General features: G+C 74.0%; 12 protein-coding genes. 7 read left to right on the forward strand and 5 right to left on the reverse strand.

Annotated elements, in window-relative coordinates; all coding sequences use genetic code 11:
• The first annotated feature begins 29 nt into the window (after positions 1-29).
• Genes ACFV6D_RS12040 through ACFV6D_RS12050 form a run of 3 tightly spaced genes read left to right on the forward strand, consistent with a single transcriptional unit; the run spans position 30 to position 3,740 of the window.
• Entirely contained in the window at positions 30-302 is a 273-nt protein-coding gene (locus tag ACFV6D_RS12040) for an acyl carrier protein (RefSeq protein WP_380369315.1), read from the forward strand.
• Positions 299-1,522 (forward strand): beta-ketoacyl-[acyl-carrier-protein] synthase family protein, encoded by a 1,224-nt coding sequence (locus ACFV6D_RS12045; protein ID WP_380559446.1) that lies wholly within the window; start codon positions 299-301, stop codon positions 1,520-1,522. The genes ACFV6D_RS12040 and ACFV6D_RS12045 overlap by 4 nt, the downstream gene beginning before the upstream one ends.
• Before the next feature lie 13 nt (positions 1,523-1,535).
• Positions 1,536-3,740, forward strand: coding sequence for an MMPL family transporter (locus tag ACFV6D_RS12050; protein ID WP_380559448.1), 2,205 nt, complete (start codon positions 1,536-1,538; stop codon positions 3,738-3,740).
• 66 nt (positions 3,741-3,806) lie between these two features.
• On the opposite strand, the gene ACFV6D_RS12055 is transcribed toward ACFV6D_RS12050, so the two are convergent.
• Both ACFV6D_RS12055 and ACFV6D_RS12060 read right to left on the reverse strand, forming a co-directional pair.
• Entirely contained in the window at positions 3,807-4,874 is a 1,068-nt protein-coding gene (locus tag ACFV6D_RS12055; protein ID WP_380423122.1) for a hypothetical protein, read from the reverse strand.
• A 230-nt stretch (positions 4,875-5,104) separates the two neighbouring features.
• Positions 5,105-5,665: a hypothetical protein gene (locus tag ACFV6D_RS12060; RefSeq protein ID WP_380423123.1), complete on the reverse strand. Its 561-nt coding sequence runs from the start codon at positions 5,663-5,665 to the stop codon at positions 5,105-5,107.
• 223 nt (positions 5,666-5,888) lie between these two features.
• On the opposite strand from ACFV6D_RS12060, the gene ACFV6D_RS12065 reads away from it, so the two are divergent.
• Positions 5,889-6,812 carry a hypothetical protein gene (locus ACFV6D_RS12065; RefSeq protein WP_380423124.1) on the forward strand — a complete coding sequence of 308 codons (924 nt, stop codon included), beginning with the start codon at positions 5,889-5,891 and terminating at the stop codon, positions 6,810-6,812.
• A gap of 171 nt (positions 6,813-6,983) precedes the next feature.
• Here the strand turns inward: ACFV6D_RS12065 and ACFV6D_RS12070 are convergent, their stop codons facing one another.
• Positions 6,984-7,727, reverse strand: a complete 744-nt coding sequence (locus ACFV6D_RS12070) for a hypothetical protein (protein ID WP_380423125.1) — start codon at positions 7,725-7,727, stop codon at positions 6,984-6,986.
• 51 nt (positions 7,728-7,778) lie between these two features.
• The gene (locus ACFV6D_RS12075; protein WP_380423126.1) at positions 7,779-9,089 is read right to left on the reverse strand and encodes an MFS transporter; all 1,311 of its coding nucleotides are present in this window, start codon (positions 9,087-9,089) and stop codon (positions 7,779-7,781) included.
• 632 nt (positions 9,090-9,721) lie between these two features.
• Between ACFV6D_RS12075 and ACFV6D_RS12080 the strand changes: the two genes are divergently transcribed.
• Positions 9,722-10,795, forward strand: a complete 1,074-nt coding sequence (locus ACFV6D_RS12080) for a hypothetical protein (RefSeq protein WP_380423127.1) — start codon at positions 9,722-9,724, stop codon at positions 10,793-10,795.
• A gap of 38 nt (positions 10,796-10,833) precedes the next feature.
• Here ACFV6D_RS12080 and ACFV6D_RS12085 read toward each other — a convergent pair whose 3' ends face one another.
• On the reverse strand, positions 10,834-12,198 hold the full coding sequence (locus ACFV6D_RS12085; RefSeq protein WP_380559450.1) for a tol-pal system YbgF family protein: 1,365 nt from the start codon (positions 12,196-12,198) through the stop codon (positions 10,834-10,836).
• Between the two features lie 375 nt (positions 12,199-12,573).
• On the opposite strand from ACFV6D_RS12085, the gene ACFV6D_RS12090 reads away from it, so the two are divergent.
• Positions 12,574-13,650: an acyltransferase domain-containing protein gene (locus ACFV6D_RS12090; protein WP_380559452.1), complete on the forward strand. Its 1,077-nt coding sequence runs from the start codon at positions 12,574-12,576 to the stop codon at positions 13,648-13,650.
• Positions 13,647-15,638, forward strand: coding sequence for a hypothetical protein (locus ACFV6D_RS12095; RefSeq protein ID WP_380559454.1), 1,992 nt, complete (start codon positions 13,647-13,649; stop codon positions 15,636-15,638). Before ACFV6D_RS12090 ends, ACFV6D_RS12095 begins: the two co-directional genes overlap by 4 nt.
• Positions 15,639-15,644 lie beyond the last annotated feature (6 nt).

Raw genomic sequence — 15,644 nt, forward strand, 5'->3', positions numbered from 1 at the left:
CCCTCACACTCCGGAAAGGAACCACCGCTATGGACACGACGCTCTCCGTGGACGACGTCTGCGACACCGCCCAGACCCTGCTCGTCGAGCGGTTCGGCGTATCCGCCGACGCCGTCAGCCCCGACGCCACCTTCGAGGAGATGGACGTCGACTCGCTCGCGCTGGCCGAGTTCGCCTTCGTGCTCCAGGACGAGTTCGGCATCCTGATCAGCCAGGAGGACGCCGACCGGCAGAGCACGCTCATCGACGTCGCCCGGATCGTCCAGGCCCGACTCGGCGACGCGACCGAACCCGTCGCGTGAACCGCCCCGAGATCGCCGTCACCGGCCTGGGGCTCGTCACCCCGGCCGGGTTCGGCACCGAGGAGACCTGGCAGCGGGTCTGCGCCGGCACACCCACCGCGTCACCGGACCCGGACCTCGACGCCGCCCCGGTGACGTTCTCCTGCCGCATCCCCGCCATGGACCTGGACACGGCGGTCGGGCGCAAGAAGGCCTGGCGGATCGGACGGTTCAGCAAGCTCGCGCTGCTCGCGGCCCGGGAGGCCGTCCAGAACGCGGGACTGGACACCGGCGGGTGGGACGGCGCCCGGGTCGCCGTCGTGCTCGGGGTGGGCTTCGGCGGCGCGCCGCACTGGGAGGACCAACTGCGCCGACTCCACCAGCGCGGGCCGGCCCACGTCTCGCCGACGGTGATCCCGATGGTCATCGGCAACATGGCCGTCGGCGAGGTGGCCCAGGAGTTCGGCGCGCGCGGCCCCACGCTCGCCTGCGCCACCGCCTGCGCCTCCGGTGCCACGGCGCTGGCCATCGCCCACGACCTGCTGGTCGCGGGGTCCTGCGACATCGTCCTGGCCGGTGGCGCCGAAGCCGCCCTCAGCCCGCTGGTGGCGACCGGGTTCCACCGGATGGGCACCCTGTCGGCACGCGGGCACGACGTACCGGGCGCCTCCCGGCCGTTCGCCGCCGACCGGGACGGCTTCGTCCTGGCCGAGGGCGCCGCCGTGCTCGTCCTGGAGCGCGCCGCGGACGCGAGGGCGCGCGGCGCCCGGGCGCGCGCCGTGCTCGCCGGACACGGCGCCAGCAACGACGCCCACCACCCGACCGCGCCGCCCCAGGGCGCCGCCGGTGCGGAACAGGCGCTGCGCACGGCGCTGCGCAGCGCGGGCCTGGGCGCCGGCGACATCGGCCACGTCAATGCCCACGGCACCTCCACCCCACTCAACGACGCCGCCGAGGCCGGCCTGATCGCCCGCGCCCTGCCGCACCAGCCCAGCGTCACCGCCCCCAAGGGCGTGCTCGGCCACAGCCTCGGCGCGGCCGGCGCGATCGAGGCGGCGCTCACCGTGCTGACCATCGAACGCTCGCTGGTACCGCCGGTCGCCAACCTCACTCCCGACATTGCCGAGTTCGACATCGACTGCGTCACCGGGACGGCGCGCCGGCAGCGCATCGACGCGGCGGTCAGCCACTCCTTCGGCTTTGGAGGCCACAATGTCGTCCTCGCCCTGCGCCGGGACTGACCCCCGGACGGGCGTGGTCCGAGCCGCCCCGGCGCCGCCCGACGGCACCGGGGCCCGGCTCGGCGCACTCGTCGCCCGCCACCGCTGGGCGGTGCTGTGGACCACCGCCCTGCTACTGGCCGTCGCCGCGGTCGTCGGGGCCGGGCTGCCCGCGCGGCTGTCCCACGGTGGCTTCACCAACCCCGGGGCCGAGTCCGGTCGGGCGATCGAAGCCATCGAACACCACTACAACGCGGGCGGGACCAGCACGATCGTGGTCTTCCGCAGCGAGAACCTCACCGTGGACGACCTGGAGTTCGGCGAAGCCGTGCGCTCCGCGCTCGCCGAGGTGCCCAGATCCGTGCTGACGGGTGCCCAGCACTACTGGAACACCGGCAAGCGGGAACTCCTCTCCACCGACGGGCACGCGGCCTGCGTGGTCGTCGGCCTGGCCGGCACCGGCGACCAGGCCAAGACCGCCTCCTACGAGCGGCTGCGCCGGCTGCTGCACGCCGACGGACTCACCGTCTCCTACGCCGGGCAGGTACCGCTCCAGGCCGACCTGGACCGCACCGTCGACGACGACCTCACCCGCGCCGAGCTCTACGTCTTCCCCCTGCTGTTCCTGCTGCTGCTGCTCTTCTTCGGAAGCCTCGCCGCGGCCCTGCTGCCGCTGGCCGTGGCCGGGGCGAGCCTCACGCTGTCCTTCGCGGTGTTGCGCATGCTCGCCCCACTCGTGCCGGTCAGCTACGTCACCCGCAACGTCGTCGTCATGATCGCTCTCGGGCTGTCCGTCGACTACGCCCTGTTCGTCGTCGTCCGCTTCCGGCGCGAGCTGCGCCACCGGGGCGACCCGCACCGGGCCGTGGCCGCCACCATGGCCACCGCCGGGCACACCGTGCTCTACTCCGCGACGGCCATCTCGCTCGCCGTCCTGGGCCTGACCCTGCTCCCCTTCCCCATCACCCGCTCCCTCGGCATCGGTGCCGCCGTCACCGTCGCGCTGGCCGGCGCCGTCAGCCTCACCATGCTGCCCGCCGTACTGGCCGTGCTCGGCCCGGGCGTCGAGGCCGGGTGCGTCCGGCTGCCGGGCTTCGGACGGGCCGGTCTCGGACGTGCCTGGGCGGAGGGCGAGGAGACGGGGTTCTGGTACCGGCTGGGCCGGAGCGCCGTCACGCACCCGTGGGCCTGGCTCACCGCCGCCGTCACGGTGATCGCCGTGCTGAGCGTCCCGGTCGTCGGGCTGCACCTCGCGGCGAGCGACCAGCGGACCCTGCCCGCCGGGGCGGCCAGCCGCAGAGCACAGGAGCAGCTGCACGAGGACTTCCCGGCGGCCGCGCTCGACCAACTCCAGGTCGTCGCCCACCTGCGGGACGACATCGGCGGCGAGCCGGGCAAGGCCGCACTGGCCCGCTGGCAGCAGCGACTCGCCGCACTGCCGGGCGCCCAGGACGTCCGGCTGCGCGTCAGCACCGCGCACAGCGCCATACTGACCGTCAGCACCGACGCGGCTCCGGACGCTCCCGCCGCCGGGCAACTGGTGCGCGCCGTGCGGGCGCTCGACCCGCCCGACGGCGGCCGCGTCCTGGTCGGCGGACCGGCCGCGGCCAACGTCGACGTCCTGGACACCCTGAAGGCCAGGCTCCCGGCACTGGTCGGGTACCTGCTGGTGGTCACGCTCGGCCTGCTCTTCCTGGCCTTCCGGTCGCTGCTGGTCCCGCTCAAGGCGGTCATCACCACGACGATGTCCCTCGGCATCGCCTTCGCGGCCGTCACCTGGACCGTCCAGGACGGCCACGGCGCCCGGCTGCTGGGCCTTCAACCCACCGGGTACGTCGGCGCGTTGGAGGCCGCCATCATGCTGATGTTCGTCTTCGCGCTCTCCGTCGACTACGAACTCTTCCTGATCGCACAGATCCGCGAGCTCCACCGCGGCGGCATGGACAACGCGAGCGCCGTGGTGACCGGCCTCGGGCGCACCGGCGGGCTGATCTCGGCCGCGGCGGCCCTGATCGTGCTGGTCGCCGCGGCCTTCGCGACCAGCCCCGTCGTCACCGTGAAGGAGATCGCCCTCGGTGTCCTGGTGGCCGTGGCCGTCGACGCCACCGTGGTGCGCATGCTGCTGGTCCCCGCCACCATGCGCCTGCTCGGCGAACTCAACTGGTGGACACCGCGCTTGCGGCGGCCGGCGGCGCAGCTCCTCGACGTCCGTCCGGCCGGCGGTGGCGGTGGGCTCTGAGCGCCGGTGTCCTGCGCCGGAGATCCGGCGCAGGACACCAGGAGCAGTGCCGGTGGTCCGACCGGGCTACACGGCGGTGTCGATGACGGAGACCATGCCGAAGTGGTGGTGGGCGATGGTGAGGTCGCCCTGGGTGTCGCTGCCGGTGGGGGTGATCATGGCGGAGGAGACGGTGTACTCCCTCGGGCCGCCGCTCTGCATCAGGTAGGGGATGCCGATGGTGGCCGGGGTCTGCGGCCCGAGGGCGCCGAGCCCCGGCGGGACGGAGAGCCGGTAGACGGAGGGGATGGCGGGGTCGTTGTTCTCGTACAGCGCGGTGAGGCCGGGCGGGCGGCCCGCGGTGGGGACCTGGGTGTAGAAGGGGGTGGAGAAGGTGAAGTTCGCGGGGCTCTGGGTGCCGTCGAACAGGGTGCCGGCGCCGTTGTAGAAGTGGAACGGGATCTCGGCCGACGGACCTCCGGCGATCAGGGGGAGCTGGGGGGAGGTGAAGTAGAGGTTGGCGTTGCCGGGGGGCGGGGCGGCCAGGCTGGAGCGGACGAAGCCGAACTCCCACACGTTGCGGGTCAGATCGCTGTCCATGTCGGTGGTGTTGCTCGCGTCGGTGGTGAAGATCGCCCGGCCGATCGGGGGGATGTTGGGGGCGCCGGACAGCAGGGTGAAGGTGACCGGCACGGTCACGGCCGTGTTCGCCGGGAAGCCGTTGAACGAGACCTGGATGACGGAGGGCACGTCGGGCGCGCTGTTCTGGTACAGCCAGCGGGAGGTGCCGCCGCTGACGGACGGCAGCGCCGCGACGTTGGCGTAGAACGGGGTGATGACCTTCAGCGACACCGGTCCGGTGGCCGCGGTGCTGCTGAAGTTGCCGACCGTGACCTGCACGGTGGCCGTCCCGCCGCCCATGTAGGTGCCCGCGTCCGCCGAGCAGTACAGGTTCACGCTGTTCAGCACGTCCGGCCGACGGGTGCTGACTGCGGGGGTCGCGGACCGGTCCTCGGCTGCGGCTGTCACGGGCACGGCTGCGCCCAGGCCCACCACGGCGGCACCCAGTCCTGCGGCCCGGAGGAGGCTTCGGCGTGCCACCGGTGCTGCCCCCGGCCCGCCGGACTCGTCCTCTTCGCGGATTCCATCGACCATGTCTGCGCCTCCATCGGCACGTAGCGGTGAAGCGGGCTCCTGGCCCAACGGCTCGTACACTGACATATCGTCATGTAGCTTTTTGGTCAACGCGCTTGACGGAATCTGTTCCGTTCACCGTGCCGGAGTCAACGCGGCAAGGGTGTACGCCTTCCGAACAGTGGCCACAGGAATGGCGAGCCCCCGGGCGGCGGACGGTGCCCGGGGGCTCGAGAGCGCGTGCTGTGCGCTCAGAGCGAGGCGAGGCTGAAGTCCACCTCGTGCTTCCCGGTCAGGGCCGTCACTCCGGTGTCGCAGGAGCCGGTGATGCCGGACAGGTCGAAGCTTCCCTGGTAGCTGTTGAGGGGCAGGAGGGTGCTGGTCACGTCCGTGATGCCGGTCTCGTCGTTGGTCACCTCGCTGCCACCCGAGTTGCCCTTCTCCCCGCCCTGGAAGGAGACGGTGGTGCGGCCGAGGTCCCTGTTGTTGACGTCGTACCAGGTGAAGGTCGTCGTTCCGGAGAAGGGGTGGTAGGACAGGCAGGAGAACGTCCCGGTGCCGACCGAGGAGATCGTGCCGTGGTCGACGTTCGAGTTGGTTCCGGCGGCGCTGTAACAGTCGTCGAGAGTGCCTTCGACCGTGTAAGAGTTCGATGCCGCCGCGTCGGTCACCGGGTTCTTGAACGTCAGCGTCACCGGCCCTGAGCAGGTCAGGTCTTTCAGTACCTCCGTGGCGTGCGCGGACCCGGCCGCCCCCGGGATCGCTACGGCCAGCAACCCGCCCGCGGCCGCCGCCACCATCAGACGCCTCATCGTGTGCCCCTCTTCCTGTTCGTCGGTGTAGTGCCTTGGCGCCAAGGATCGTCGGTACTCGATCAACCGGCATTTGTGCGGCACCGTCGCACTCCGTGTCTCACCCGGACAGCGGGACGGGGCGGCCAGGTGGTCGGTGCGGGCGCCCCGCCGCGGACGGGCCGGGTCACCCGATCCCCCCTCCGGCGTCGCGGGAGGATCGTGGCCACAGCACTGTTTGAGCATGAGCTACGACGATTGGGTGACGGCCGGAGCCCGTGTGAGGCCTGCCCGCCCCCGGAGGGTGCGCGCCGCCCTCGGTTCCGGATGCCTCGCGGGGGCGCTGGTGCTGCCCGTCGGCGCAACCGCGCCCGCCCGGGACGCGACCACCCGGACCTTCACCACCGACGCCACGTTCACCGTCCCGGACGGTGTCACCGGCATCACCGTCACCCTCGTCGCGGCAGGTGCCGGGGGAGGTGGCGGGGGCGGCGGAGGTGGCACCGGCCTCTTCAAGAGCGGCGGCGGGGGCGGGGCGGGAGGCGGCGGCGGAGGAGGCGCCCGGGTCACCTGCACCCTGGCCGTCACCCCCGGCGACGTGCTGACCCTCACGGTCGGCAGCGGCGGAGCCGGTGGAGCGGGAGGCGCCAGCGGTGAGGAGGCCGACCCGGGCGTCGACGGCGCCGACGGGGGCGCCGGCGGCCGGTCCACCCTCACTGGCGGCGCAGTCGTCCTGGCAGCCGTGGACGGCGGGTCACGTCCCGGGGGTAGGGGCGGGGGCGCGGGCAGCGTGCTCGGCGGCGCCGGGGGCGAGGGAGGCCACGGCGGAGGCATCGTCCCCGCCTCCGCCTGCGAGGGCGGAGGGCCCAGCGGCACAGGCGGATCCGACGGTGACCTCGGCGCCGGTGGTGAGGAAGGCGTCGACGTGACACCGGCCACCGTCGGTCAGACCGTCCCCGGCAGCACGGGCGGCGTGGGCGGCGAAGGCGGTGCAGCGGGGGCCCATGTGCCGGCCGCCTGCCCTGTGGGCACCGGCGACGGCGGGGACGGCGGGGACGGCGGCGACGGCCAGGACTACGTCGGCAACTTCGACGACCCCCAGACCCCCGGCGAGGACGGCACCGCGGGCACCGCGGGCGGCGGAGGCTGCATCACGCTCGTCTACTAGACCAGCGGGCTGGGCCCCGGCGCCGGGTTGATCGGCGTCGGGGCCCAGTGCTTCGTCAGGCCGCCGTGTCCGGGAGGCTCGTCCTGCCCGGCCCGAGCCTGCCGGGCACCGCCCGCTCCGCAGCGAGGGGCGGGGCTTGCGGCAGCGTGGCGGTGGGGCGCCCGTTCGGGATCAGGCGTCCTGCGCGGGGACGAAGGGGACGGGCATGGGCCTGGCCGTGGGGGTGGCCGTAGGCGTGGGGGTGCCCGTAGGTGTGGCAGTGGGCGTGGGGGTGGGCGTGGCGGTGGCGGTCGGGCTGGAGGTGGAGGTCGGTGTCGGCGTGGGGGACTGCGTGCCGGTGGGCAGCGTGATGGTGACCGTCCCGTCCAGCGTCATCGACTTCAGGCCGGTCGGGGTGCTGCAGGCCGTGAGGTCGATGTTGGACTTGACCGGGTCGAGGACCACCGTCCAGGTGGCGCCCTTGTAGCGGCCCGCGGTGATGCCGCCGCTGAGGGGGTTGCTCGACTTGAGCAGGTCCTGGATCGGCTGCATGTCCCAGGTGAAGTCGGTGGTGCCCGGGTCCTCCGTGGTGGGCTGGCCGTTCGCGGTCTCCCAGGTGACGCGCTGCAGGGTGCCGGGCGCGTTCTGGTAGCTGCCGGCCGCGCAGGTCACGCCGTTGCCGAGGCCGGTCCCCACGTAGTCGGCCTGGGTGATGGGGGCGTCACCGGTGCAGTTCAGTAGTTTGGGGTTGCCGAGGGTGGCCGTGATGTTGTCCTGGGGGACGAGGGTGAGGCCGGAGCTGAAGGTCATCGTGAAGTTGTCCTCACAGGTGATGACCTGGGGCACTCCCGCGGCGGAGGTGTCGTACACGAGCAGTCCGCCGACCAGGGTGCCGGCCGCGAGGGCGGCGGCCGCGATACCGATGGGGTGCTTCATGGGGTCGTGCCTTTCTTGGGGTGGGGGAACCCGGTGGTGCTGCGGGCCGGCTCACCCGGGGAGTCCGGGGGCCGGGGCTGTGGGACGGCTCGACGGGGTGGGGAACCCGGAGCCCGAGGGCCCGGCCGCTGCGGGGGAGCCGTCGTCCTCGCCGTGGCGCGCGAGGGTGAGGAGCGCCGTGCCGCTGACCACCAGGACGGCGAGGACGTAGAGCGGGGTCACGGCCGGGGACTTGAACCAGTCGGTGGCCTCGGCGGTCAGGTAGGTGGCGAGGGTGCCGCCGAGGAGTCCGCCCAGCTGGTAGCCGACGGCGGTTCCGCTGAGGCGCACCCGGCTCGGGAAGAGCTCGGAGACCAGGGCCGCCTGGGGGGCGTACATCGCGGCGAAGCCCACCAGCGACAGCAGGTAGGCGAGCACCAGGACCGGAGGAGAGCCGAAGCGCAGCAGGGGCGCGAACGAGGAGGCCCAGACCGCCATGGTGATCGTCCCGGCCAGGCAGACCCGTCGTCTCCCGTAGCGGTCGGACAGCGCGCCGAAGAACGGGATCAGGGTGATCAACGCGAGCGGGGCGAGGAGCGAGAGCGCGATCAGGGCGTTGAGCGACAGGCCGGCGACGCGCAGCAGGGTGAGGACGTAGTTGAACGAGAAGCCGAAGAGCACGACGTCGGCTCCGGCGGTGATCGCCGTGGTGATGAGCAGCTGCCTGCGGTGCCGGGCGATCAGTTCAACGACCGGCCGCCGGCTGCGGGCCCCGGTGAGGGCGAGCGCCCGGAAGGCGGGGGTCTCCTCGATCCGCGCCCGGGCCCACAGCCCCACCACCACCAGCACGGCGGAGAGCAGGAAGGGCAGTCGCCAGCCCCAGGTCATGAACTGGGCGGGGGTCAGCGCACCGGAGACCGCCGTCATGGCCCCGAACGCCAGCAGGTTGCCCGCCGGCGCGCCGATCTGGGCCCAGCTCGACACCAGCCCCCGGCGCCCCGGTTCGGCGCACTCGTGCGCGACGACGGTGGCGGCCCCCCACGCACCGCCCAGGCCGAGCCCCTGGAGCAGGCGCAGCGTGACCAGCAGGAGGGGGGAGGCGAAGCCGATCTGGCCGTAGCCGGGCAGCAGCCCGACCAGGCCGGTGGAGGCCCCGGTCAGCAGCAGCGCGCCGACCAGGGCGGGGCGCCTGCCGTGGCGGTCGCCGAGGTGCCCGAAGAGCGCCCCGCCGACCGGCCGTGCCACCAGCGCTGCCCCGTAGAGGCCGATGCCGGTGAGCGTCGCCGCGAAGGGCGAGAGGTAGGGGAAGAACTGGTGCTTGAAGACCAGCACCGAAGCGTTGACGTAGAGGAAGAAGTCGTACCAGACGAGCGTGGTACCCATGAGGCTGACGATGACCGAGCGGCGGACATCGCGCGTCGCGAAGCGCACATCGAACTCCATTGCGTGTGACTGCCGTCACTTCTAGCAATATTCCAGCGCCGGTGGCATCGCGCCACGCAGGCCGTCGCGGGCTGGACTATTCGCGTGCGCACGGAACCTTTGCCCCGAACTCCGGGGGTTCGCCGGGGCGTCCGGCGTGACCGGTCGGAGATTGGTTCAACTCGGCTCGAAAGTAAGGGAGTTCGTGGTTCATGTGGTCGACTCGACTTCTTGTCCGAATGTGGCGTTCAGGTTAATCGTGTCGCCGGTGAATCGTCGTGCTGTGGAGTGGATTCCGGCCGTCCGACCGCCAGGACAATGCGACTTCCATTCGCATGTGGCTCACTGGCGGGTCGGATTCATGGAGATCCGACTTTCACACCCGGCCCGTCGCCCGCTCCGGCCCCCGCTGCCGTCGCCGGAGTGCTGTCGGACGCCCGTCGGCGACACCTCTGTCCACGGCGCTGTCCGCAGCTCGCCGACGCGGCTTCACCGGGCACACTCGGAAGATCACCAACGGCATCCGCGATCTTCGATCTTCGATCCTCGCCGGAGCCGAACGACGTGGCCAGCCACCCTTGGGAGGAGCCGGCATGAACCGGTCCCGGTTGACGGAGCAGTCCGACGTGGCATCGGGCCCTGACGGTCCGATCACCGTCTTGTCCGGCTACGTCCATCCGACGCGCGGACCGGTGACCTGCCCGGCGGCCCCGCTCGTGGCCGGGTGGCTCCACGAGCGCGGGTTCGCCTCCCGGATCGGTGCCGGCGGGATCCTGCCGGCGGGCCGGGGCGGGCGGCTGTTCGCCACGACCTACATCGACCTGGACGGGGCCGTGGTGGGGATCGCCGTGATCGCTCCGGCCCGCCAGGAGGCGGTGGCGGCGGAGGCCGTCCGCGTCTGGTCGGCCACGGTGCGGACCAGGCGGCTGATCGTCTGCGCGTCGGAGCCCGCGTGCGGGCCGACCCCGGTCGTCCCGTCCCAGCCCCTGAACCGGCTCGCCCCGTCCGCAGGGGGCGCGGGGCAGGCTGAGTGTCCGCGGGCGGCCGCGACGTGGGCCGCCGTCCGGCAGTACGAGGCTCGCGGGGACACCGTCCTCGTGCTCGGCGGCGGCGGTTTCGCCCCGGCTGGTCCCGCCGCGCAGCAGGCGGGCGCGCAGCAGGCGGGGCGGGTCCGGGTGGCCGACGCGGCCGGGGCGCAGGCCCTGCGGTCCGTCGATCCCGAGCGGCTGTCCTTCGTCCAGCACCCGTGCTCACCGGTCGAGGAGGTCGCGGAGATCCTCGGGGTGCTGCGCGCACGGTTCCCGCTGCTTCGAGGCCAGCACCCCGATCAGTGGTGCTACCGCTCCTCCGACCGGCGGCGCGCCGTCCGTGCGGTGGCGGAGTCCAGCGACCTGGTGCTGGTCTCCGCCGGCAGTGCCGTGGCGGCGTCGATCCGCTCCGGCACGTTCGTGGCGTTCAACGGTCTGAACGCCCTGCGGCCCGAGGAGATCGCGGCGGCGGCGACTGTCGGTGTGATCGCCCCGCTGCGGGCGGCCGAGGGCGCCGGAGACGCGACAGACGCGGTGGTCGGGGCGATCGGCGGCCTGGGGCCGGTGAGCGTGGCCTACCACCGTACGGTCACGGAGGTCGCGACCGACGTCCTCGCGCGGACTCCGCGCCGGCCCTGACGGGGAGAAGGCCCGGACGGTGCCGCGGGCGCGAATCGTCAGACGCGCCCGAGGGCGGTGGCCCGTTGGATGAGGTGGTCCGCGGCCGGCCGTCGGCGGTGGGGGAGCAGAAGCCCGGGCATCCGCGCCCTGGCCAGATGGGCCCGGCGGGAAGCCAGCAGCGGGTAGACGTCGAGGAACTCGTGCCAGGTGGCGCAGGCGGCTTCGATGTGCCCGGCCGCCAGCTGCCGTTCGGCCAGCCTGCTGAGGATGACGGCACGGGAGCGGGACTCGCCCCGGGGCCTGCGGGCGGCGGACACCTCCAGGAGCTTGATCGCCCCGGCGGGGTCGCCGAGTTCGACTCCGACGAGGGCCCGCTGGTGGTCCCACGAGGCGCGGTGGTAGTCGCCGATCGGCGGCGGCGGGCCCGTGGCGTTCGTGAGGAGGTCGCGGGCGTCGCCGATGTGGCGCAGCGCGGCCGTCCGATCGCCGACGGCGGCCTCGGACAGGGCGAGTTGCCCCAGGACGGAGGCGCGCAGCCGCGGCGCCGAGGAGCTGATGCGGCAGTCGGCGGCGGCTTGCGCCAGGCGCAGGCTCTGGCGCCGGTGGCCGAGTTCGTAGGCCTGGGTGGCCATGGCGCGCAGGGTCATCGCCTGGGCGGCCGTGTCGCCGGCGTGCCGGGCCAGGTCGAGGGCGAGGCGGTAGTACTGGCCGGCGAGGCCGTTGAGGTCGTCGTCGATGTGCATGAAGGCGCACAGGTAGCACAGTCGGGCGGTGGCTCCGAGGATGCCGAAGTGCCGGACGGGCGGGGCGGGTGCGGCGAGCATGGGCGCCGCCGTGGTCGAGAGGAACGCGGCGAGTGCGGTGCGGGCCTGGCCTCCGCCGTGGACGCGGTCGATCGCGGAGAAGACGGGCAGCAGCAGGGCGAGCGCGTCCGGCTGGGGCGGGGGCGCCTTTGCGCCCGCGGGTACCGGCGGGCCGGTCAGGGCTTCGGTCGGGCCTCCGATCGCGGCTTCGGTCGGGCCTTCGGTCAGGCCGGTCGGGCTGCCGGACGGGGCGGGCGGCGGCTGGTAGGAGAGGAGGTTCCCGTGGCGATCGGGTGCGGCGGCCGCCGCCGCGAGCCGCGCGAGCACCGCCGGGGAATCCGGCGTCGGGGTGTCCGGCGGCGGGTCACCGAATCCGGCGTCGGCCAGGGTGACGGGCCGTCGGAGCCGACGACCCAGCGCCGCGCAGACGAGGTGGGGGGCGGGCTTGCGGGGAACAGCTCCGGTGAGCCACTGGTGCACCGAGGCGCGCCCGTAGGCCCGGGCCCATCCGGATTCGGCGCCGATCTGATTGACGGCCCGGGCCAGTTGCTCTCCGGTCCATCGGGCTTCTTTGAGGAGTTCGCGAAGGCGGGCGTTCGGCACACGGCGGACGGCCATGTCTCTCCCGGCGGGTCGTCGACGCCGCGCTCACGGCGGCCCGGTCCGGCCTCCGCGGTACGCGGTCGCGCTGCGCACATCCCGCCATGCTATCCGCTCGCGGTGCCGCCGGGATACCCGAATGGGATTCCCAACTCGATGTAATTCCTTGAAAGTTGACGCCCGGAAAAGCTTGACGGGCCGGCCGTCGAAAAGCGCCCGCGAGGGCGGCCGCAGACTCCACCATCGGTGATGTCGGGGCGTTTCCTTCGTACGTGCCCCAGGGTGGAGGCGGAATCCGTGATGTCCGGCCCGCAGCGTCCGCTGAGTCCCACGGCCACCGGAAAGTTCGTTCACATGTTCCCCGGGCAGGGGGATTTCAGTCTGACTCCGCTGTTGCGGACGCTTCCCCGCGTCGGGTCGCTGGCACGCGCGGTCGCCGAGGTCTTCGAGGAGGCCGACGTGGTCGCCGCCGAGTTCGGGGTGGCGCCGATCGGCCCCCGTCTGACAGACGGCTCCCGTTCGGGTGTCGGCTCCCAGCTGACAGGCGGCTCCTGTTCGGGTGGCGGCTCCCGACTGCCCGGCGGCTCCCCGCTCAGCGCCGGCGCGCTGGCCGCCGAGCCGGCCGGGACCGTACAACTCGCGCTGTTCGGTGTGTCCCTGGCGGTGCACCGCGCACTCGAAGCCGACGGCTGCCGGGCGCACCGCCTCCTGGCGGTCAGCTTCGGCGAGATCCCCGCGCTGACCGCGGCCGGATGCTGCTCGGTCGCCGACGGGGCCCGGCTGGCCTGCCGGCTCGGGCAGTTGCTGACCGGCCACGGCGGCGGCATGACACTGCTGGGCGCGGGCCCGGCCACAGCCCGCCGGCTGCTCGCGGCGGCCGGGCCGGGCACGGGCGTGGTGGTGGCCTGTGTCAACCACGGCGGGGAGACGGTGGTCTCCGGCCCGCTCGACGGGCTCGCCGTCGTCGAACGGTCGGCGACGGCGCACAGCGTGGGGGCGCAGCGGCTGCGGCTCCCGTTCATGAGCCACCACCCGGCTCTCGTCCACGAGGCCGGCGCGTTCGCGTACTTCGCCCGACGGCTGCGCCTGTCCCCGCCGCGCCGACCGGTGTACTCGGCGGTGGCAGGCCGGCTCTACCGTGCGGACAGCGACCTCCCGAGCGCGCTGTCCGCCTGCCTGGTCAGGCCCTTCGACCTGCCCGCGGTGTTCGGCGCGGCCCTGGCGGACGCCTCGCTGGTCGTCGAGGCGGGCACCGGCAGCACGCTGACGAACAGCGTGCGCAGGATCGACCCGCGGCAGGACGCGCTCGCGCCGGTCGCCGACGGCCCGTGGCCGACCGGCCCCCAGGCGCCGCTTCCGCCCCAGGCGTCGCTGGAGCCCCCGCGCTCCTGCCCGCCTCCCGCCACGCCGGGGGAGGGCACGTCGCACCACCACCACCCGACCACGACGGCCGCACGGGGGGACGCATGAACACCGAACGGAGGCCCGGCGAGGAGGCCGACGCGATCGACGTCCTGACCCGCCTCTCGGCGCTGCTCCCTCCCCGGCGGGCCGCGGAGTTCGGCCAGCTCCTCGCGGACCACCGGGCCGAACACGGGGCGGCAGCCCTGCGCACGGACGTCAGCGCGCACCGGCGGCTGGCCCGCCTGGCGGCCTCGCTGCCGCCGGCGGCCGAGGTGGTCGCCGACGCGGACCTGCTGGCCGCGCTCAGTGAGGCGACGGCACTGGCGGATCCATCGCTCTATCAGACCTTCCTCTCCCACTACACCCTGTGCGTCGGCTCGCTGGTCCTCCTGGGGGGCAAGGCCGCGGACCCGGACGGCGCCCTCGCGCACGCACGCACCAAGGGCTCCTTCCTGGTCACCGAGATCGGCGACGCCGGCAGCCACCTCGGGATCCGCACCGAGGCCCGGTTCGACCCGGCCCGCCGCGCGTTCACGCTGCACACCCCGGACCACCGGGCCGCGAAGTTCTCCTCCGTCGCGGCGCTCGGCCTGCCCCAGCAGGCGGTGGTCTGCGCACGGCTGCTGACGGGCGCCCGGGACGGGGGAGTGTTCTCCTTCCTCGTCGACATCACCGGGGCCGACGGCCGCCCGGCACCGGGAGTGTCCGTCTCCGGCCCGCTCCCGGTGGGCGCGCTCCCGCTGCCCTACGGCCTCGTCCGGTTCCACGGCGCCCGAATCCCGTACGACCGCTGGCTGGCGGACGGGGCCGGGATCGACGCCACGGGCGTGCTGCATGACCCGCAGCCCAGCGCCGACGCCCGCCTCCAGCGGACCCTGAGCTGCGGCCAGGGGCTGTGGGCCACCCTGCCGTCCGCGATGGCGGGCCTGGCGGGCCGCAGCGCGGCGATGGCGTGGCGGTTCAGCGCGGGCCGCCGCTCGCACGGCCGGCTGGCGCCCGGGAGCCCGGTCCTGGAGTACCGCACCCAGCAGCACGCCGTCGTCGGAGCGCTGGCCGCCGCCTTCTCCCTGCGCTGCACCGCCCGGGCGGCCCTGTCCACGTGGGCGGGGCTGCGCGCCGCGAAGCCCTCCGACGGCCCGGGTACGGCGATGACCTTCTCCCCCTGGGCCGCGGTCGACCGCTCGCTCGCCCTCTACAAGGCGCACAGCACCCGGGCCGTGGCGGACCTCGTCGACTCCCTCCAGCACCGCTGCGGGGTGTCGGGCCTCTTCGACCACAACCGGCTGCCGGGCTACCTCGGCTTCGCCCGCGCCTTCGACAACGCCGGCGGGGACAACACCCTCATCCTGCTCGACGCCGGCCGCGCCCTCGCCGAGGAGCGGGCACGCCCTGATCGGCGGTCGGCCGGTCCGGGCCGGTTCCCGGCTGACCCGCTTCGCCTCCCGGCCGACCCGACCGATGCCGCGTGGTGGCCGGCGGTCGTCGCCGCGCTGCAGGACCGGCTCGCCGACGACCTCGCCGCCGCGGCTTCGGCCCGTACCGAGGCGCTGCGCCGCTCGCCCCACCGTTCGCTCTACCGTTCGCTCCACCGTTCGCTCCACCGCGACCTGGACCTGTGGAACCCGCTGCTGGAGGACGCCCTGGAGCTGGGGGACGTCCAGGCCCGCCGGCTCGCGGCCGAGGCCGCGGTGGAGGGGAGTACCGCGCACGGGCACGGGTGGTCCGTTCCCCGGGCGGCCGACCTCGCCGCGCTCGACGGCCTGCGCCAGGCCCGGTGCCTGGCCGGCCCCCTGCTGGCGACCGGCGTGCTCACCCCCTCGGCCGTCCGCGCCCTGCCCGCCGCCATGGACGCCCTGTGCGACCGACTGCGTCAGGCCCTGCCGGACATCGTGGCCGCCCTCGACCCCGGGGCCGGCCTCGCCCGCACGGCCCTCGACGAGCCCGACTACGCCGCCGCGCTCCTGGCCGCCCACGGTGCCTCCGCCGGCGCCCCCGCCAACTCCTCCACCGGCTCCTCCACCGGCTCCTCCGATCGCACCGGGAGCACGTCGTGAACCGAA

Source organism: Kitasatospora sp. NPDC059812, assembly GCF_042732075.1.
Taxonomy (GTDB): Bacteria; Actinomycetota; Actinomycetes; order Streptomycetales; family Streptomycetaceae; genus Kitasatospora.